This is a genomic window from Bifidobacterium breve DSM 20213 = JCM 1192, from assembly GCF_001025175.1.
In the GTDB taxonomy this organism is placed as follows: Bacteria; Actinomycetota; Actinomycetes; order Actinomycetales; family Bifidobacteriaceae; genus Bifidobacterium; species Bifidobacterium breve.
The window spans coordinates 1,081,380-1,098,881 of record NZ_AP012324.1 but is presented as its reverse complement, the minus strand read 5'-3'; the positions used below and the strand labels follow the sequence as shown (position 1 = coordinate 1,098,881).

At 59.0% G+C, this 17,502-nt stretch carries 17 protein-coding genes and 1 pseudogene; 5 read left to right on the top strand and 13 right to left on the bottom strand.

The window, feature by feature from the left end; all coding sequences use genetic code 11:
• Window positions 1-6 precede the first annotated feature (6 nt).
• The 3 genes from metE to BBBR_RS04610 form a co-directional block, all read right to left on the bottom strand.
• Window positions 7-2,310: a 5-methyltetrahydropteroyltriglutamate--homocysteine S-methyltransferase gene (metE, locus tag BBBR_RS04620; protein ID WP_003829308.1), complete on the bottom strand. Its 2,304-nt coding sequence runs from the start codon at window positions 2,308-2,310 to the stop codon at window positions 7-9.
• Window positions 2,311-2,558: 248 nt separating this feature from the next.
• Entirely contained in the window at window positions 2,559-3,116 is a 558-nt protein-coding gene (locus tag BBBR_RS04615) for a SixA phosphatase family protein (RefSeq protein WP_003829307.1), read from the bottom strand.
• A gap of 88 nt (window positions 3,117-3,204) precedes the next feature.
• Window positions 3,205-4,275, bottom strand: coding sequence for a tRNA (adenine-N1)-methyltransferase (locus BBBR_RS04610; protein ID WP_003829306.1), 1,071 nt, complete (start codon window positions 4,273-4,275; stop codon window positions 3,205-3,207).
• 96 nt (window positions 4,276-4,371) lie between these two features.
• Here BBBR_RS04610 and BBBR_RS04605 point away from each other — a divergent pair, with 96 nt between their 5' ends.
• The gene (locus BBBR_RS04605) at window positions 4,372-5,076 is read left to right on the top strand and encodes an alpha/beta hydrolase (RefSeq protein ID WP_025221667.1); all 705 of its coding nucleotides are present in this window, start codon (window positions 4,372-4,374) and stop codon (window positions 5,074-5,076) included.
• A gap of 507 nt (window positions 5,077-5,583) precedes the next feature.
• Here the strand turns inward: BBBR_RS04605 and BBBR_RS04600 are convergent.
• Both BBBR_RS04600 and tenA read right to left on the bottom strand, forming a co-directional pair.
• The gene (locus tag BBBR_RS04600) at window positions 5,584-5,826 is read right to left on the bottom strand and encodes a hypothetical protein (protein WP_019728136.1); all 243 of its coding nucleotides are present in this window, start codon (window positions 5,824-5,826) and stop codon (window positions 5,584-5,586) included.
• Window positions 5,814-6,548, bottom strand: a complete 735-nt coding sequence (gene tenA, locus BBBR_RS04595; protein WP_016463036.1) for a thiaminase II — start codon at window positions 6,546-6,548, stop codon at window positions 5,814-5,816. The genes BBBR_RS04600 and tenA overlap by 13 nt, the downstream gene beginning before the upstream one ends.
• A gap of 299 nt (window positions 6,549-6,847) precedes the next feature.
• Between tenA and BBBR_RS04590 the strand changes: the two genes are divergently transcribed.
• The 3 genes from BBBR_RS04590 to BBBR_RS04580 all read left to right on the top strand — a co-directional run bounded on the left by BBBR_RS04590 (window position 6,848) and on the right by BBBR_RS04580 (window position 9,131).
• Window positions 6,848-7,591 carry a metallophosphoesterase family protein gene (locus BBBR_RS04590; protein ID WP_003829299.1) on the top strand — a complete coding sequence of 248 codons (744 nt, stop codon included), beginning with the start codon at window positions 6,848-6,850 and terminating at the stop codon, window positions 7,589-7,591.
• Window positions 7,592-7,611: 20 nt separating this feature from the next.
• A complete protein-coding gene (locus BBBR_RS04585; protein ID WP_003829298.1) occupies window positions 7,612-8,121 on the top strand; it encodes a macro domain-containing protein in 510 nt (169 codons plus the stop codon).
• 74 nt (window positions 8,122-8,195) lie between these two features.
• Entirely contained in the window at window positions 8,196-9,131 is a 936-nt protein-coding gene (locus BBBR_RS04580) for an alpha/beta hydrolase (RefSeq protein WP_003829297.1), read from the top strand.
• A gap of 71 nt (window positions 9,132-9,202) precedes the next feature.
• On the opposite strand, the pseudogene BBBR_RS10300 reads toward BBBR_RS04580, so the two are convergent.
• Window positions 9,203-9,571 (bottom strand): annotated as a pseudogene (locus tag BBBR_RS10300) (transposase); the annotation flags it as partial.
• Window positions 9,572-9,707: 136 nt separating this feature from the next.
• On the opposite strand from BBBR_RS10300, the gene BBBR_RS04575 reads away from it, so the two are divergent.
• A complete protein-coding gene (locus BBBR_RS04575) occupies window positions 9,708-10,532 on the top strand; it encodes a hypothetical protein (RefSeq protein WP_032738184.1) in 825 nt (274 codons plus the stop codon).
• A 102-nt stretch (window positions 10,533-10,634) separates the two neighbouring features.
• On the opposite strand, the gene BBBR_RS04570 is transcribed toward BBBR_RS04575, so the two are convergent.
• The 7 genes from BBBR_RS04570 to BBBR_RS04540 all read right to left on the bottom strand — a co-directional run bounded on the left by BBBR_RS04570 (window position 10,635) and on the right by BBBR_RS04540 (window position 17,357).
• Window positions 10,635-11,183: a peroxiredoxin gene (locus BBBR_RS04570; protein WP_003829294.1), complete on the bottom strand. Its 549-nt coding sequence runs from the start codon at window positions 11,181-11,183 to the stop codon at window positions 10,635-10,637.
• A 39-nt stretch (window positions 11,184-11,222) separates the two neighbouring features.
• Entirely contained in the window at window positions 11,223-11,405 is a 183-nt protein-coding gene (locus tag BBBR_RS04565; RefSeq protein WP_003829293.1) for a hypothetical protein, read from the bottom strand.
• Between the two features lie 161 nt (window positions 11,406-11,566).
• Window positions 11,567-12,412, bottom strand: coding sequence for a Cof-type HAD-IIB family hydrolase (locus tag BBBR_RS04560; RefSeq protein WP_003829292.1), 846 nt, complete (start codon window positions 12,410-12,412; stop codon window positions 11,567-11,569).
• Window positions 12,413-12,511: 99 nt separating this feature from the next.
• On the bottom strand, window positions 12,512-13,360 hold the full coding sequence (locus BBBR_RS04555; protein ID WP_003829291.1) for an ABC transporter ATP-binding protein: 849 nt from the start codon (window positions 13,358-13,360) through the stop codon (window positions 12,512-12,514).
• A gap of 150 nt (window positions 13,361-13,510) precedes the next feature.
• Window positions 13,511-14,761, bottom strand: coding sequence for a glycogen synthase (gene glgA / locus BBBR_RS04550; protein ID WP_003829290.1), 1,251 nt, complete (start codon window positions 14,759-14,761; stop codon window positions 13,511-13,513).
• 128 nt (window positions 14,762-14,889) lie between these two features.
• The gene (locus tag BBBR_RS04545; RefSeq protein ID WP_032738182.1) at window positions 14,890-15,354 is read right to left on the bottom strand and encodes a membrane protein; all 465 of its coding nucleotides are present in this window, start codon (window positions 15,352-15,354) and stop codon (window positions 14,890-14,892) included.
• 119 nt (window positions 15,355-15,473) lie between these two features.
• Window positions 15,474-17,357: a DUF5696 domain-containing protein gene (locus BBBR_RS04540; RefSeq protein ID WP_003829288.1), complete on the bottom strand. Its 1,884-nt coding sequence runs from the start codon at window positions 17,355-17,357 to the stop codon at window positions 15,474-15,476.
• Window positions 17,358-17,502 lie beyond the last annotated feature (145 nt).

Here is a 17,502-nt window from a genome sequence, read left to right as displayed (position 1 = left end):
AAGGTCCTACTTCTCGAGCTTGGCGCGCACGGCCTTGGCGGCGGCGACCAGATGTTCAAGGCTCGGCCAGGTTTCGGCGTTGCCACGGGTCTTCAGACCGCAGTCGGGGTTGATCCACACCTTCCTGACGTCCATCTTGTCAAGGATCTCGTAGATACGATCCTCGATCTCCTTCTCGGAAGGAATACGCGGGGAGTGGATGTCGTAGACGCCCGGGCCGGCCTCGGTCTCGAAGTGCGCGTCGTGAATGGCGTCGAGCACCACCAGATCGCCACGGGAAGCTTCGAAGGAGATCACGTCGGCATCCATCGCGTCGATGTCGCGGATGATGTCGTTGAACTCGGAGTAGCACATGTGGGTGTGGATCTGGGTGGTCGGCTTGACGGCGGAGTGCACCAGACGGAAGGCCGGAACGGCCCAGTCGAGGTACTTGACGTGCCAGTCGGACTTGCGCAACGGCAGCTTCTCACGCAGGGCGGCCTCATCGATCTGGATGACCTTGATTCCGGCGGCCTCGAGATCGAGCACTTCGTCGCGGATGGCGAGGGCGAGCTGCTTGGTCTGCTCCTCGTGGGTGATGTCCTCGCGCGGCCAGGACCAGTTGAGGATGGTCACCGGGCCGGTGAGCATGCCCTTCATTACATGGTCGGTCTTGGACTGGGCGTACGCGGACCATTCCACGGTGATCGGGTTGGCGCGGGACACGTCACCCCAGACGATCGGGGGCTTGACGCAACGGGTGCCGTAGGACTGAACCCAAGCGTTCTTGGTGAATAGGAAGCCGTTGAGGTTCTGGCCGAAATATTCGACCATGTCGTTACGCTCGAACTCGCCGTGGACCAGCACGTCGAGGCCGATATCCTCCTGCTTCTTGATGACGGTGTCGATCTGGGCCTTGATGAACTCGTCGTAGGCTTCCTTGGTGACCTCGCCCTTGCGCAGCTTGGCGCGCTCGGCGCGAATCTCCTTGGTCTGGGGGAAGGAGCCGATGGTGGTGGTCGGCAGCAGCGGCAGGCCGAGGGCCTCGCGCTGCAGGGCCTGACGCTCCTCGCGGGCAGGCTGACGCACGTAGTCGGCGTCGGACAGCTTGCCGATGCGCTCGGCGACGGCCGGGTCGGCGGCCACGCGGGTGCCGTCGAACAGAGCCTGGTTGGCGGCGAGGGCGGCGGAGACTTTCTTCTCGTCCTCGGTGGCGTCGGCCAGGGCGGCGACTTCCTTGAGCTCGTCGAGCTTCTGGACGGCGAACGCGAAGTGCTTGAGGTCTTCGGCCGGGATGCCGGTCTCGCCTTCGGTGCTGAACGGCACGTGCAGCAGGGAGGATGCGGTGGAGACGGCCACGTTGGCGGTGACCTGCTTCAGGGCATCGACCAGGCCGAGGGAGGTGGCGTAGTTGTTGCGCCAGATGTTGCGGCCGTTGATCACGCCGGCGAAGATGGTGGTGTTGGAGGCCACGCCGTACTTGGCGACGGTTTCGAGGTTCTCCTCGCGGCCTTCGTTGAGGTCCAGGCCGATGCCGTCGAAGCCGAGCAGGTTGACGGTCTCGTACACGTCGGCGATGTGGCCGAAGTAGGTGTTGAGCAGCACCTTGACGTTGCCCTTGGCGGACAGGATCTTGGTGTACAGGGTCTTGAAGAGTTCAACATCGCCCGGCTCCTTGTCGAGCACGAGGTACGGCTCATCAAGCTGGACCCATGCGGCACCGAGTTCGTTGAATTTGGCGAGCACTTCGACGTAGACGGCGGCCACGGCGTTGACCAGGCCCTTGTCGAGCTCGAGTTCGGTGGCTTCCGGGGTGCGGGCGAGCTTCAGGAACGTGTACGGGCCGATGAACACGGGCTTGGTGTCGATGCCCAGCGCCTTGGCCTCGTTGAATTCGTCGAACGGCTTGGTGGAGTTGAGCTTGATCTCCGCGGCCGACTCGACTTCAGGCACCAGATAGTGGTAGTTGGTGGTGAACCACTTCTTCATCGGCAGGGCGGTCACGTCGCCCTTGTCGCCCTGGTAGCCGCGGGCCATGGCGAAGAGCGTGTCCTCCTGATTATCGAAGGCGAGACGCTCGTAACGCTTCGGAATCACGTTGAGGAGGATGGCGGTGTCCAGCATCTGATCGTAGTAGCTGAAGTCGTTGCTGGGAATGAGGTCGATGCCGGCGGCCTGCTGCAGCTTCCAGTGCTTGGCGCGCAGTTCGGCGGCGGTGGCCTTGACGGCGGTCAGGTCGTTGGCGCCCTTCCAGTAGCCTTCGATGATCTTCTTCAGTTCGCGGTTCTGCCCGATGCGGGGAAAGCCGGAGACGGAAGTCAGAGTGGACATGAATCCTCCAATGTAAGCGTTCGTAACCCGACTTAGGGTAGCAAAACGCCCGGATTCACAGCTTATAAATGATCGTAGAGTGTCGTTATAGATGGAACTTATAGCATCATGTACTGGCCTCACGTCATCGCGTAAAGCCGAGACTACACCTCATGCCGGAAAACACGAACGGTCCGCCAGATTGCTGGCGGACTTGCCTCATCATCACCGGTGGCACCGAACCATGGAAACCAGCCGACGCGATGGAATCAGTCGAAGTCCTTCGCATTGATGACGGCGAGCAGTTCGCCACTGTGCACCTGCCATTCATCGAACGGCTTATCTGAGCCCATAATCACGATGGAGGCCGGCGAAAGACCCAGATTCAGCAGATCAAGACGTTCCGAATCGGAGTCGGCAGAGGCGAGCCATTGCGCGCTGATGGACACGGTAGGCTCATGGCCGACGATCATGAACACATGGGTCTTGTCCTTGACGTGGGCGAGTTCGTCGAACACGGCCTGCACTCCCCCGTCATACAGGCTGATGCGATAATCGACGATCGGCTTGTCACCGAACGTCTTGAGCATGCGATCCAGCGTCTGCCGGGTGCGGGTGGCGGACGAGCAGGAAATCCGGTCGGGCACCAATCCCAGCGCTTCGACACCCTTGCCCACGGCTTTGGCCTGTTTGAGGCCTTTCTCGGTGAGCTCACGCTCGACATCGCCCTTGTCTCCGAACGGCTCAGCCTTGGCATGCCTCATGATGATGAGGACATGGTCATATTCCTTGGCTGCCTTGGCGACCTTGTTCAGCTTGATGCCCATCCGTGGCTCCCTTCACGAACCGCTGCTCGGCCCTGTATCGCTTCCAGTATAGGGCCGTCGAAACGGCCGGCGACCCATCATTCGGCGCTTATTCGTCGGTGTCGGCGAGCCGGCCGACCTGACGGTCGAGATCGCGCAGCACCTTACGTAGTTTGTGATCAGAGATATCACGCAGTTCCAGCTCTTCGATCTGGGCTTCGCGCTGATCTTCGGTGAGGGAGTCGATGTCGGTGGACGTGTCCTTGGTCACGCGGTCGCGTTTGCGCAGTGCCTCGAAGCCGGGGGCCATGGCGCGCGAAACGACAAGGAAACCGGTGTGTCCGATCATCTGATGGTCGGGGCGTACGGCGAGGCCTTGGGCCTTCCATGTGCGTTCGAGGGTTTCCTGGATCTGCGGTTCGGTCCAGCAGCCGGCCGTGCGCAGGGCTTCGGCCAGTCGGCTCATCTGCGTGGTGGTGGTTACGTAGCTGACCAACACGCCGCCGGGGGCGATCACGCGATAGGCCTGTTCGAGCCTGTTCCACGGATCGAGCATGTCGAGCATGATACGGTCGAACCAATGTTCGGGCAGTTCGGCGGCCACGGAATCGAAGTCGCCGGTTTTGAGGTCCCACCATTGCGGCTGCTCGCCGTAGTACAGCGTGGCATTGGCCTGGGCCACCTTGGCGAATTCGGGGCGCAGCTCGATGGTGGTCAGGTGGCCATCCTGTCCTACGGCGTCCAGCAGGTTGACGCTCATCGCTCCCGAGCCGGCGCCGGATTCCAGCACGCGCATGCCGGAGCGAATGTCGCCAAGCTGGATGACCTGGGCGATGTCTTTCGGATACATGATCTGCGCGCCACGCGGCATGGAGAGCACGTAGTCGGCCAGACGTGGGCGCATCACCGCATACTCCCAGCCGCCGATGGCGCGCGAGGACTTCCACGGCTTGTTCCTGTCCTTTTCGGGGTAGACCTGATTGACCTGCGCCTCTCGTTTGGCGTGTACGGTGAGGATGACCGTGCCTTCGATCCTGCCGATCACATCATCGTGCAGAATCAAGCCATGCTCGGTTTGTGTGGAGCCGCCGGCAACCAGCTGATCGGTGATCTTCTTGCCCTTGCGGTCGGTGAACTGCACCTTCTCGCCTGCGGTCAGCGCCCCGCGCCTCGGCCCCATGATTGCTCCTTGAGTGTTCTTGGTCGGTCAAACGATACAAGTCTAATGCATGTAAGAATGCATGTAAGCTCGTTGAGTGAGGTGATGACGATGCGACTGCAGATGACGAGCCGAATCAATGCCGGCGGCGACGACCCGATTTTCTTGATGTTTCACGGGTATGGCAACGATGAGAGCGAAATGGTGCGGATTCTCGACGCTGTATATGCGCCGGCACGGTTCCATACGGATTTATCAGTTTCGTCCGCTCCCGTTGGTTCCTCTGATTTCGCTGATTCCGACTACTCAGTCAATCACGCTGAATCCGCACATGGTGAGACCGGGCCGAGTTACATCTCATTCCGCGCCACCTATCCAAGGCCTTACATGGGCGGCAATTACTGGTATCCGGACGGCTGCGGCGTGGAAGAACGGCAACGGGAATGCGCGGCGGTCGGCGAAGCGGTGACCTCGTTGCTGGACGCCTCGGCGTTTGCAAACCGTAAGAAGATTCTTATCGGGTTCTCCCAAGGCGGCTACCTGTCGTACCGTCTGGTCAAGGCGTATCCGACCGTGTTCGATTCGGCGATTCTGCTCAGCCCTTCGTTCATGGGCGAGGAGCAGGCGGCGCTTGACTCCCTTACCCGATTCTTTCTGGCCTATGGCGCGTATGACCGCACAATCCCCGCGCCCGACCAGCAGACGGCCCATCAGGTCCTTGAACGGGCCGGGCTTCTGACCTATCGCGAGTATCCCGATATGGCTCACGCCATTTGCGACGAGGAAATTGCTGATATTCGTGATTTTCTGCGCGCAATATGATGTCGGCATAGCCCGATATTGGATATCTCCGTTCAAAGGGGTACATTTAGCCTCTTGCGGAATGCCATCTCCGCTCAAAGGGGTACCGAGCCAAGTGGAAGCAGCTCAGAGACGGCGGAATGGCGTTGGTGTCTGACCGATTATACTCATGGTTTCGCGAACAAAGTACCTCTTCGAAGGCAGTTACCATTCTGCAAAGCGCCGAATGTACCTCTCTGAACCGAGTTACCGGCGTTTTAATCCGCAACACACGTTTCGAGGGGCTGATCTGAACCGTTCCGGAGGTCTACTTCCGTTTCAAGGGGCTGGTCATCCTCCGGACGAAGCATAATAACAGCCTCATGCCCACGTCATTCCGCCGTTTTTGCCCTCCATCTACTTGGGCATCAGCCCCTTGAAACGGAGATAGACCTCCGGAAAGCACGCAATCAGCCCCTTGAAGCTGGAGTAGCCCATTGGCTGCACCCATCCCGAGCCCATTCATCTCGAAACAGCCCCGCAACAGGGTCAATTCCCCTGCCGACTGATGCCGTCCTTATGTCCGGTGGCTTTGAATGGTGTGGCGCGAGATACGGTATTCGCCGCTGCCTGTCGGGACTTGCCCTTAGCCGCAACGATTTTGGATTCGAGGAATTTCCCTGTTTCCGTCTTATCGCTGGAGCCGTGTTGACTGCCCTCTCCGACATTGATGCCTTTGGCACGCAGGGCACGCGCCCACCGCTCATCCATCGTGTTCCTCACACATCCCATTCCGGCTTCCATGTGTACTGCATGTCGTAGGCACTCGACCAGAACATGTATTCGTTCTGCACGCCGGTCACGAAGACGTCCACGAGTTCGTCCTTGCGTTCTGCGCTCAGGTGTTCGGTCAGCTGCTCGATATGTTCGATCAGCCATGCGGAGCTGCTCCAGAACTCCTCGGTTTTGTACATGTCCACCCAGCTCTTGTACGGGTTGGAATCAAGCGTGTCCGTGAATTCGGCGGCGAGACGCTGCCCGTAGTCGGCGTACACCCATGCGCAGGGCAGCACGGCCACGAGAACATCGACTAAAGGATTGCCATATGCGATCGAAAGGATGTTCGACGTGTAGGCGCGGGCGAACGCGGACTGACGAACCGAGTTCATTTCCTGCTCGCTGATGCCGTAGCTTGCCATGTATTTGCGGTGCATCGCGGACTCCACATTGAAGATACCGTTCTGCACGTCGGCCATGAACCGCATGACTTCGGGATCCTGGGTTTTGGTGAGGGCCAGAGCGTGGACCTTGGCGTAGTCGTTTAGGTAACGATAGTCCTGCAGCAGATAGAATGCGAAGCGCTCGCGATCGAGCGTCCCGTTGCCCAGCTCGCGCAGGAACGGCTGCCGGTATCCCTCCTCCCAGACCAAGTTGGCGGCCTCGCGCAGTCGTTGCGCGAACGGCGGCAGATGGTCCAAGGTGATCGGGCCGAACGCGGCGGCGTCAAAAGTCATCATTTGCTCCCTCCGATGGTGTTGGCCAACAGGCTCCAAGGGTCAGGCCTTATGCCTTTTCTCAACCCGCATGTCGGCGATTGATTCGGTCTCGGCGCGAATGGCACCGTACCGGCTCGGCTGGTATCGGCTTGGTTCACGGGTTCCCCTGCAATGCGCCTTATTATGGCAACACGAACAGACACGGGCCGATGGCCATCCTTGCGACTCCTCACATGGCGCTTATGGACTTAGGATGGAGTCATTCGTAATGTCCTTGCACCGGTCGCGGCAAGGACAGCACCGCAGGAGGACCGTCAATGAAGTATTTCACCACCGATACGCATTTCGGGCATCCGCTGGTCACCGTGCTACGAGGTTTTACGACATTCGATCCAACGCGCTCAAGCTATGAGGAAATACTGCGCGCGCATGGGCGCAAAGCCGCTGAGGATTGGGCCAAGGAGACGACGCTGGACTCGGGGCCGACGTTCCGCACGGCAGCCGATACGGATGCTCACGACAAAGCGATCGTGGACAATATCAATGCGATGGTCGGGCCGGACGATGAGTTGTGGATTCTGGGCGACATCGGTTTTCGCACGTCACTGACGCATTTGAAGAACTGTCTACGCGCGCTCAATTGCAAGCATTTGCATGGTGTGATCGGCAATCACGATGATTGGTGGCTTGAAGATCGGCCCGCACTCAACCTGTTCGAGAGCCTTGAGCCGAACGATACGGTCGAAATCGAAGGACTTGGCATAGTGAATCTGTCCCACTTCCCATATCGGGAGGATTTGTCGTACAGCTGGCCCGACGATGTGGCAAAGTTCAGCGGTAAGGCCCTGCCGTTTGACGGCCGAAAGCTGCTGTATGGTCACACGCATCAGCTTTCGCCCGATGGGGCCCGTTCGGAGGCTCTGAACGTCGGATTGGATGCATGGGACTTGATGCCGGTGAGCGAGGCGCAGGTTATCGATTGGTTCCGCGAACATGACGATGGCAGCGCATCGGCTAGCCCGACAGGTCAAGCACCGTCGCTTGATATGCCGTCGTTCTAAAGGATAAAGGGATAGCAGTCATGCCACTGCGAATTGTGCATCAGGACATCACCACCATGCAGGTGGATGCGATTGTTAACGCGGCGAACACGCGGTTGTTGATGGGCGGCGGCGTGTGCGGCGCGATTTTCCGTGCGGCGGGAGCTCGGGATATGCAGGAGGCCTGTGACCGACTTTCCCCTATTCTCACCGGTTGCGCGGTAGCGACACCAGGCTTCGCATTGTCCGCCCGATACGTGATTCACACCGCCGGCCCGATTTGGCAGGGCGGTGATGCCGGTGAGGAACAACTGCTACGCGCCTGTTATCGCAATTCGATGGAGCTTGCTGTGTCGCTCGGCTGCGGAAGCATCGCATTCCCGCTGATTTCCGCCGGGATTTACGGCTATCCGCGGGATGCAGCGCTCGCGGTAGCTAGGGATGAGATACACGCGTTTCTCGCCACCAACAATCGCAATCATTCAGGCGGACAGTCCGAGCAGGGCGTAGGAGACTCCGATTGTTCCGTATTTCTGGCGTTGTATCGGTAGTCGCGCGATCATCAGCGATCGGCCTCGTATCATCTGTATGATGTCCTGTATTGCAACAGAACCAGGGGGATTCCATGCAGACCATCGACTCATCCAAAGCCGCCGAAAACGTCACTGGTTCGGACGGTGCCATCCATATTCCATCTAATCCCACGCTTGCCGGGCTGGCCTCGCTGACCCGCAACGTGGCGTACAAGACCGGGGCCGATGATCTGGTAATGGATATCATCGCCCCGCAATCCACCGGCGATGACGATAACCGCCGCTACCCCACCGTGGTATTCGTGCAAGGCAGCGCCTGGACCACGCCGCATCGCGATTACGAGATCCCGCAGCTCTCGGCTTTGGCCCGCGAAGGCTTTGTGGTGGCCACGGTGAATCATCGCGATGCCTCGAGCGATCCCCACGACGTGTTCCCCGCATATCTCGAGGACGTCAAAGCAGCCATCCGCTATCTCAGGGCAAACGCGCGTCAATGGCACGTGGACCCCGACCGCCTCGGCATCTGGGGCACGTCGTCCGGCGGCAACACGTCACTGTTGGTGGGGCTGACCGCCGACGATCCGCGGTATGAGGACGGCACCAATGCCGATGAGAGCGATGCGGTGAAGTACGTGGTCAGTTGCTTCCCGCCCACCGACATGCTTGAAGCTGTCGACGCATTCGACGATGAGACCAATCCATTCCGGCTGTATTATTTCGGCCCGTTCGCGGCCGTGGTGGGCGCGACCCATGAGACCGGCATCAATGCCGAGGTCCGTCAGCGTGCGGCTGACATGAGTCCCTACCTGCAGGTGCGGGACGGCCGGCAGTATCCACCGATGCTCCTGTTGCACGGCACCGCCGACACCGTGGTCCCCTACCATCAGTCCGTCAAGATGCGCGACCGACTGGTCGAGCACGACGTGGACGCACAACTGGTCCTGGTCGACGGCGCCGAACATGAGTACGATTTCTGGAGCCAGCAGGTCTTCGACGTGATTTTCGATTTCATTCGTGAGCGGAGCTGAACGGTAAGGACACACGGGCGAGTCCTTGATAAGTCGCCGAGTTCTCTTTTAGCCAATTTTGTTGGAGCCCCTATCTGCGCGAAATGCGCGGATATCTCACCCGTGGTAAGCCCCTTGGCGTACAGGGACGGCGCGACCTCGTCCACATCGTTCAGCCGCCGCTGCCGTTTTTTGACGATGACCGGCTCGAATGAGCCGTCCCGGTCACGCGGCACCTCGATGGTGACGGGCCCCACGCCGTCGGTCGTGACCGTCTTGACGGTGGTGCCGTTGCGCGTGTTCGCGCTGCGTCCCCGCGCGCTTTTCTCGTGCTTCGCGCGTCCGGGATGCTCGGTCGTCTCCTCGTCCAAAGCGGTCTCCGGCACGGTCCCGGTGAACTGCCTGAGCAGGCCGTCCGGCCCGGTCGGGTCGAGCCCCCGCTCCTTCGCCCGCCTTATCATCTCCAACGCGAGCTCCCGCTCGGCGGCACACGCACGCCAATATTCTCTCTCGGCGTTCCACGAACCATTCCCTCATATTCGGGACTACAGTAAACGGCAGATGTAGCCGATTGTGCCCGGTCCGAAGGAGGACATTATGGGATTGTTTGATTCGCTGAAGAACATGTTCGCGCGTCACGAACACCATCATGGAGGTGGCATCGGGCAACCGCTCACTCTCGCCGATGCCAAAGCAGTGTTGGCCTTTATCGTGGTGCATCAGCAGCTTGCTGACATGCGCAAGGTGGCGGATGCAGTCAAGCAATTGCAGGATGAGATGCCTCAGTACATCACATTCGGCATGTCGCATTATTACAGTGAGCCCAAGCGCGTGCGCTTCCAGTCCGAAGGTGGCAAGTTCATCGACGCGGACGCCATCGCCACCGCATTTGCCGAAACCACCGTATTGCAGGACGAGTGCGAAATCCAGCATCTTATGGGCGATATCGAAGACAACCGTGAGCATCGCGATCCGGCAAAGACGCCAGCAGTACCGATTGACGAACTCGTGCGCGTCACCGATGAAAGGCTTGCGACCGGCAACAATGAGGAGCAAAGTCGTGCATGGCTGTTCGCCTTATTCGATCAGCTCGATGACATTGCCGAGGCGACAAAGAACAACCTGGAGCCGCTTGTCACAGCGTTGAATACGACTCAACAAAACAGCTCCGCTACTATTGGCAACTCCGCCACTACCGACGCCGGCAACAGCAGCAACAATGCCAATGCCGGCGATGCACGTTCCCGTATCATCTCCCTAATCGCCGACGCTCTCTTCCCGGCCGCAGAATCCTCGAAGACAAGCGAGTCCTCAGCATCCGCCGCCATCCGCGAACTGATGCTCAATCCCACCGCAACATCGCTCGATTACATGCCAGCCATAGACGTACTGCGCGCCCACGGTCTCACTATTTGCCGGTGAGTCCGAGAAGTCAACCGGTGGTTCATACGGCAGTGGTTCATACGGCACATACCGCACGGAACTGCTATGCACGAACCACTGTGTCCGAGCAACGAGAACGCGCTACTTCTCCAGCTTCTCCAACTTCTCCAGTGCCTTTAACAGCGAATCGACATGTCCTTTGGCACGCACGTTGTAGCGCGCAATCGCCACGGAGCCATCGGGATTGATGACGAGCGTCGAGCGGATCACGCCTACGTGCACCTTGCCGTAGAGCTTCTTTTCGCCGTATGCGCCGTACAGCTTGTGCACGGTCAGGTCGAGATCAGACAGCAACGGGAATGTGAGATGATCGCGCTGTGCAAACTTGCGCAGCTTGTCAAGTGAATCCTTGGAGACACCGAGCACTGTGACATTCTTCGACGCCAATCGGGTGAGATTGTCGCGAAAATCACAAGCCTCAGTGGTGCATCCGGGCGTCATCGCGGCCGGGTAGAAGTACAGTACAACCCTGCGGCCGGCATCGAGCACGTCAGACAGGTTGATTGATCCGCTCTCTGTAAACCCAGGTATAACCGCCGGCAGAGTGAAATCGGGCGCCACGCTCCCCTCTTGCAGACGTTCCGGCATTGAATCAGAGCTATCAACAGTAGTGGTCATGATTCCCATCATAGAACCCTTATCAACAGCGCTAGTAAAGTTATCCAGAGGTCAGTCACACAACTGCGGATCGGCAAAACGGCGATTCTGCAACACCGGCAATGTTCGACGCGCGGAATCAAGACACTCACGACTCAGCTCAACAGTAATGAGATCGGCTTCCCTATCGCCCACCGCAGCATCACGCGCGAATCCGTCGATGATCTCCAGATTCCGTTCCGGCTCCTCCGCCACCGTAAATTGCGCAACCGCGACGGACCGATGACCACTATCTTCGCATGATGAACAAACCATTTTGAATTCACAATTCTCTATGCTCGGCGCAGCATACGTTGTGCCGCGTCGCAATACTACAGCACGAAAGGATCCTTCGTCTGAGAGCAAACGACATAGCCTCACACCAGTCCCAACGTTTTGAAGGCGTTGGCCAGGCCGTCCTCGTGAATGTCGGTGGTGGTGAAGTCGCAGAAGGCTTGGATGCCATGAATGGCGTTGCCCATGGCTACGGATGTGCCGGCGGCTTTGAGCATGGCGGTGTCGTTGTCGGAGTCGCCGATGGTGATGGTGTCGGCAATGGCATAGCCCAGCAAAGAAGCCACGTCGCGCACAGCGGTACCTTTGTCGATGCCGTTGATGAGCAGTTCGCCGTTATTCGGCGAGATCTTGTCGTATGAGCCGTGCACGAGTTCGAACCATGGGCTCAAATCACGTTGAGTCTCCTCGAAAGTCACGTCAGGATTCGGCGAGGTGAAGTATGACCCCTTGCTCACATGAATCGTATGTCCCAACGTGGAGCCGGCCGGAACCTCGACCTCGTCCAGCAGATGCCAGAACCGCGCAAACTCACCACGATTCCAGGTCTTGCCTTTCGATTCCAGATGTTGACGGTAGCCTTCCGAGATGTACATGCCATCCGCACCTTGCCATTGGTAGCTCTCGATATGATGCTTGGCAAAATACGCCATCGCCGCATCGACCGCTTCAGGAGGGACGAGATGCTGGAACAGCAGCCTGTCTCCGATATTCGCCTGAGCGCCCGCCACGGAAACCACGCCATCGAAACCGAGGTCGAGGATGCTGCGTTCGATTTTTGGCACGGAACGCCCGGTGCAGATGAAGAGCTTGTGGCCGTTGGCCTGGGCTTGTTTGCAAGCGATTTTGGCAGATTCGGGTACGACGTGGTTTTCGTCGGCTAGGGTGCCGTCGATATCGATGAATACGAGTTTGCTATTGGTTGTCATGGTTACCTTCGTAACTGGTTGGACCTCCCCCAGTCAGCTTACGCTGACAGCCCCTCCAGAGAGGGCGAAGAAAATCCCGCCTAAAAAAACCTACAAGCATCACACGGCGTAGGCGGCCCAGCGGCCGTGGGTGTGCTGGACTTCGATGGGCATACCGAACAATTCCGACAAGCGTTCGTCGGTCAGGCCATTCTCCAACGAACCGGTGTAGACGATGGTGCCAGCACCGGGATTACCCATTGAGTCCACGCCCGCTTCGGTGGCATCCTCAGCAGGAATCGGCTTGCGTCCCATAATGGCGATGTGGTCGAAACCAGCCGGAATCTCCTCCAAGCGATGGGTGACCAGCACCACGGCACGCTCGGAGTTCTCTTCGCCGATTCGGCTCAGTGTGCGCATCACCTGCTCGCGGCCGCCCAGGTCAAGGCCGGTGGTCGGTTCGTCCATGATGAGCAGCTCGGGATCTCCCATTAGTGCGCGGGCGATCAACACGCGGGTGCGCTCGCCCTCGGACAGTCGCCACATCTCCTTGCCTTCCAGATAGGAGACGTGGAAATCACGCAGCAGCTGGCGGGCGTGGGCGTATTCCTCTTGCGTGTAGGTGTCGCGCCAGCGCCCGGTCACGGCGGACAGGCCGGTGACCACGGCGTCCAGCGGGTCCTCGAACTCGGGGAACTGCCGGCCCAGGTCGGCCGAGGCGAGACCGATGCGGGTGCGCAGTTTGAATACGTCGTATTTGCCGAGTTGATGGCCGAGGATGAATACGCGGCCTTCCGAGGGGAACGTGCGGGTGGCCAGCATGTCGACCGCGGTGGATTTGCCGATGCCGTTCGGACCGAACAGCACCCAACGCTCCCCCGCGTTGATGGTGAGGTTCACGTCGGTGATGATGACGCGACGGTTGCGCCGGAATTCGACGTTGTCGAGTTGGAGGACGGTGTTTGTCATGAGTGAAATACTACCTATGATTCGCGGTCTGACGACTCCCCTCAGTCACTGCGGTGACAGCTCCCCTCAGAGAGGAGAGCCAAGAAACCGGTACCTGAGGGGAGCTGGCCGGCGCAGCCGGACTGAGGGGAGCACTCGTTGCAGCGTTACTTACTTCTTCTGCTCGTCGAGCACGGACTGGTAGACTTCCACGGTCTTGTCGGCGATGGTCTCCCAGCTGAACACGTCGCGGGCGCGTTCGTAGCCGGCCTGGCCCATCTTCTTGGCGAGTTCGGGGTCAGCCATGATCTTGTCGATAGCGGCGGCCATATCGTGTACAAACTTGTCCGGATCGGTGGGAGTGCCGGTGCCGTCGTGCAACTGGTCAATCGGAACCAGATAGCCGGTTTCACCGTCGACCACAACCTCCGGAATACCGCCGGTGGCGGATGCGACGACCGGCAGACCGCAGGCCATGGCCTCAAGGTTCACGATGCCGAGCGGCTCATAGATACTCGGGCAGATGAAAGCATCACAGCCGTGTTCCAAAGCATTCAGCTCAGGCTTCGGCAGCATTTCTTCAATCCAGACGATGTTGCCGCGCTCCTCATCCAGCTTGGCGAACGCAGTCTTGACCTCTTCGGCGATTTCCGGGGTGTCGGGCGCTCCCGCGCACAGCACCACCTGAATGTCCTTGGAAATCAGATGTAGGGCCTTGAGCAGGTATGGCAGACCCTTCTGACGGGTGATGCGGCCTACGAACAGCAGGGTGGGCTTCGAGCGGTCGATGTGGTAACGCTCGAACACCTTCCAACCCGGATCGTCTGGTGCCGGGGTAGCGAAGTCGGCCATGGTGATGCCGTTGTACACCACAACCACCTTGTTCGGATCGAGGTTCGGGTAAGCAGTCAGAATATCCTTGCGCATACCGCCGGACACGGCGATTACACGGTCGGCGTTCTCGTAGGCTTCCTTTTCGCCCCAGGAGCTCAGGTTGTAGCCGCCGCCGAGCTGTTCGCGCTTCCATGGGCGGAACGGTTCCAAGGAGTGGGCGGTGATGACCAGCGGCGTACCGTGCAGCATCTTGGCCAGGTAGCCGGCCAGGCAGGCGTACCATGTGTGTGCGTGGATGATATCGGCGTCAACGTCGTTGGCAATCTGCAGATCCACGCCGAAGGTCTTCAATGCCGGATTGGCATCGGCAAGCTCGGACGGCGTATCGTATCCGACAACCTTCAGATTGCCCTTGGCATTAGCGGCATTGGGAATCGCGGGGATATCAGCCTCGGTGCGCTTGCCATCAAACGCACGCACGGTCACGTCAATGCGCTCGGCCAAAACCTTGGACAGCTCCTCGGCGTGTACGCCGGCACCGCCATACACATGCGGCGGGTATTCGCGGGTTAGAATATCAACTTTCATCGGACTGCCTCTCCTTCGTGCGTCAGAAAGAAACTCAAGCACTTCTTACTTTAGGGCACCGCATACAAGAAAACGCACAACTTCCGTCGTGCGTTTTGCTTCTCAAGCCGGATTTACCAGGCAAAAGATCAGACGGCCGTGCCGTTCTGATCCAAATTCGGATTATGCTTGGAATCGCCAGCCGTAAAGAACAGGCTCAGCACACCCACAATGAACACCGCGGAAACGGTGATGATCAGCCACATCGGATGGCTTGGCAGCCACATAACCACGAAGAACGCGATAATCGCGATGGCGATCAGCGTCCAGCTGCCCACGCGGAACCACTGACGCAGCGAATGCGGTGCCTTGAACATCTTCGGATTCGTGTAGTTCGGGTTAGTGGTCAGCAGGGTTTCGGTGTCCACAATCGTACCGCCGCTGGGCTTCCATTCGGTGCCGTCGGTGCCGTCCTGCAGACGCTGGGACTTCTGCTGCAGCTGATATTCGTCAATCATTCCCGAACGGCCACGGCCACGGGTCTGGTCATACTGCGACGGCACTCCCCTGCGGCCTGCTTTGGCTTGGGCACGGCGTTCTGCACGATTCGGCATTTCACTACTCCTGTTTCGACGGTGACACTGTTGGCTATATTACCCGCTTATCGGCGGCAATTTGCCACCAGTCCATCGGAACCCACTGTGTGTCATTGTTTTTTCAGTCAGTGATGCGGTCAATCGGTGATGCGATAGGTTTGCGTATGGAAGTCGCAAGTGACCGCAGTGCCGTCCACGAATACCGAACGCTGCACCAGCGGATCATCATCCACGAACTCGTGACGAACCAGTTCCTGCATGCCGACCCGCTCATGGAATGCAGCGACCGTATGGCAGCGTTCGATGTCGTTTTCCGTGCGAGCGCGCTGTTCGTCGTCCATGTCGCCGTCAACGCCGATGTATGCGGCATCGCGAATCAGGTATGGAGCTCCGCCGTTGAGCAAGGCGTACAGCATGTAATCGTCGCCGTTCACCACACGCTCCATCATCCATGGTTCGATAACGCAATCATGGTAGACGAGGTTATACAGCGGCACCGGCACACCTTGGCGCGGCTCGTTGGGTGAGCGCATCTGGAAGTCGTATGGCGCGTAATGGCAGAATATCAGGCTTGGCACTGCCCAATCTGATACCTCTTCGGACGAGGAGAGGATGCCGTGCGAGAGCAGATATTCGAAGCATTCGGTGCGGCGGTCAAAGCATTCGCGGCGGGTCATGCGGTGTTCGGGATTCGAGCATTCGTCGCCTTCGTTGCAGGTGAAAACATCCAAGTATGCACAGTCGAGCTTGATGCCATGCGCGGCAATCTGGGTGAAATTGCGGCGTACGTAGTCCGGTGCGAGCTCGGCGCACAGGTAGGTCTGGTGGCCGCCCGCCCAGCGTGCGTGTTCGGGCATCGTACCGTCTGCCAGCCGAATCGCATTGTTGGCATCAAAGGTTTGTGCGGTGAAGTAGTAATCGCGGTACTGGTCATGCGTGCCGAAAATATCGCCTTGCTCATGGCAGGCGTCGACCAGCGACTTCATGCCTTCCCAGCCGCCCGCTTCCTGGCAGGCCGGCAGATAGTCGGGGTGCGCATTGTCGTATCCGGGCTGCGCCCAACCATCCAAGTGCATGTACAGTCGGCCTGCACCCATGCCGTGCAGTGTGCGCATCTGCTTCTCGCGCTGCGCAAAGGTGACCAATGAATCGTTCTTTTCGGGGTGGTCCTTGTCATAGTAGAACGAGTCGGGCTGCACTTTGGTTTTGATGCCGACGTGCACCCATGAACGACCAATCAGGTCGCGCACGGAGGGATTGCGCGCCGCCTTTTCGGCGAGCGTACGCAGGCGACCTCGTTCGTTGACGTACGAACGATAGGCCTTGCACACCGCCGTATGATCGGCGTGGTCGAGGAACTGGTAGCGTACCACGCGGCGATAATTCATTGTGCCGAGGCTTGGCTCAAACCAAGTATTGATATGGGTGTACGGGCCATTGCTGGGATGGTCGATGCCGTAACCGGCATTCCATGGAGTTTCGCAGATGGCGATATACCCGTGTCCGTCTGCGCGGAGCTGCGCGAACCACGGCATGTAACCGCCAGCCGTTTCGAAGCGGCCGTCGAAGGTGATATCTTTGGTGCTCACGGCGGTAGGCCATGTGTTGGGAATCATCACGCCCTGTTCGTGGGTAATAAGCGTCACGTCGTGGGAGTCGTCACGGTCGAAGGCGATTGCCGCAGGCCACGTCACACCGGTGACGGTCAGCCCTTGCTCATTGAGCGGAATCCATTCGAAGAGCACATCGCCGGAGGCGCGCTCCACCCATACATAGGTTTCAAAGGAGTATGCGCTGTGCCCAAAGCCGGTGAAGATGCTGCGAATGCCGGTTCCCGTGCCGGTTTCGCGTTGTTCGTGGGTGATGGAAGTGGCATCGGCGAACGCGAAGGTGCCTTGCGTGCATTGCAGGGTCGGCTTGAAATCAGCGCAGGTATTCCATTCGGCACCGTCGCGCGTAAAAGCGAACTGCATCGTTCGTTCATCGAATCGCACGGTAGTGCCAGATACGGTGAATTCCATAGTTAAAGTGCTCCTGTATGTTCTCGATTGCTCCCGATTATGGGAACTCGCTCATATAACAAGATTTAGGGGTGGTCTGCTGTTTGAGACCACCCCCAGTCGGCCTTGCCGACAGCCCCCGCCAGCGGGGGCTAGCGCTGTCTGT

Bases quoted from the DNA above. Each gene is read 5' to 3' on its own strand.
- glgA (WP_003829290.1), bottom strand. From the start codon at position 14,761: ATGAAAGTTGATATTCTAACCCGCGAATACCCGCCGCATGTGTATGGC.
- BBBR_RS04585 (WP_003829298.1), top strand. From the start codon at position 7,612: ATGCCACTGCGAATTGTGCATCAGGACATCACCACCATGCAGGTGGAT.
- BBBR_RS04590 (WP_003829299.1), top strand. From the start codon at position 6,848: ATGAAGTATTTCACCACCGATACGCATTTCGGGCATCCGCTGGTCACC.
- BBBR_RS04615 (WP_003829307.1), bottom strand. From the start codon at position 3,116: ATGGGCATCAAGCTGAACAAGGTCGCCAAGGCAGCCAAGGAATATGAC.
- BBBR_RS04570 (WP_003829294.1), bottom strand. From the start codon at position 11,183: ATGATGGGAATCATGACCACTACTGTTGATAGCTCTGATTCAATGCCG.
- BBBR_RS04555 (WP_003829291.1), bottom strand. From the start codon at position 13,360: ATGACAAACACCGTCCTCCAACTCGACAACGTCGAATTCCGGCGCAAC.
- BBBR_RS04540 (WP_003829288.1), bottom strand. From the start codon at position 17,357: ATGGAATTCACCGTATCTGGCACTACCGTGCGATTCGATGAACGAACG.
- BBBR_RS04580 (WP_003829297.1), top strand. From the start codon at position 8,196: ATGCAGACCATCGACTCATCCAAAGCCGCCGAAAACGTCACTGGTTCG.
- BBBR_RS04560 (WP_003829292.1), bottom strand. From the start codon at position 12,412: ATGACAACCAATAGCAAACTCGTATTCATCGATATCGACGGCACCCTA.
- BBBR_RS04575 (WP_032738184.1), top strand. From the start codon at position 9,708: ATGGGATTGTTTGATTCGCTGAAGAACATGTTCGCGCGTCACGAACAC.
- BBBR_RS04545 (WP_032738182.1), bottom strand. From the start codon at position 15,354: ATGCCGAATCGTGCAGAACGCCGTGCCCAAGCCAAAGCAGGCCGCAGG.
- tenA (WP_016463036.1), bottom strand. From the start codon at position 6,548: ATGACTTTTGACGCCGCCGCGTTCGGCCCGATCACCTTGGACCATCTG.
- BBBR_RS04610 (WP_003829306.1), bottom strand. From the start codon at position 4,275: ATGGGGCCGAGGCGCGGGGCGCTGACCGCAGGCGAGAAGGTGCAGTTC.
- BBBR_RS04600 (WP_019728136.1), bottom strand. From the start codon at position 5,826: ATGGGATGTGTGAGGAACACGATGGATGAGCGGTGGGCGCGTGCCCTG.
- metE (WP_003829308.1), bottom strand. From the start codon at position 2,310: ATGTCCACTCTGACTTCCGTCTCCGGCTTTCCCCGCATCGGGCAGAAC.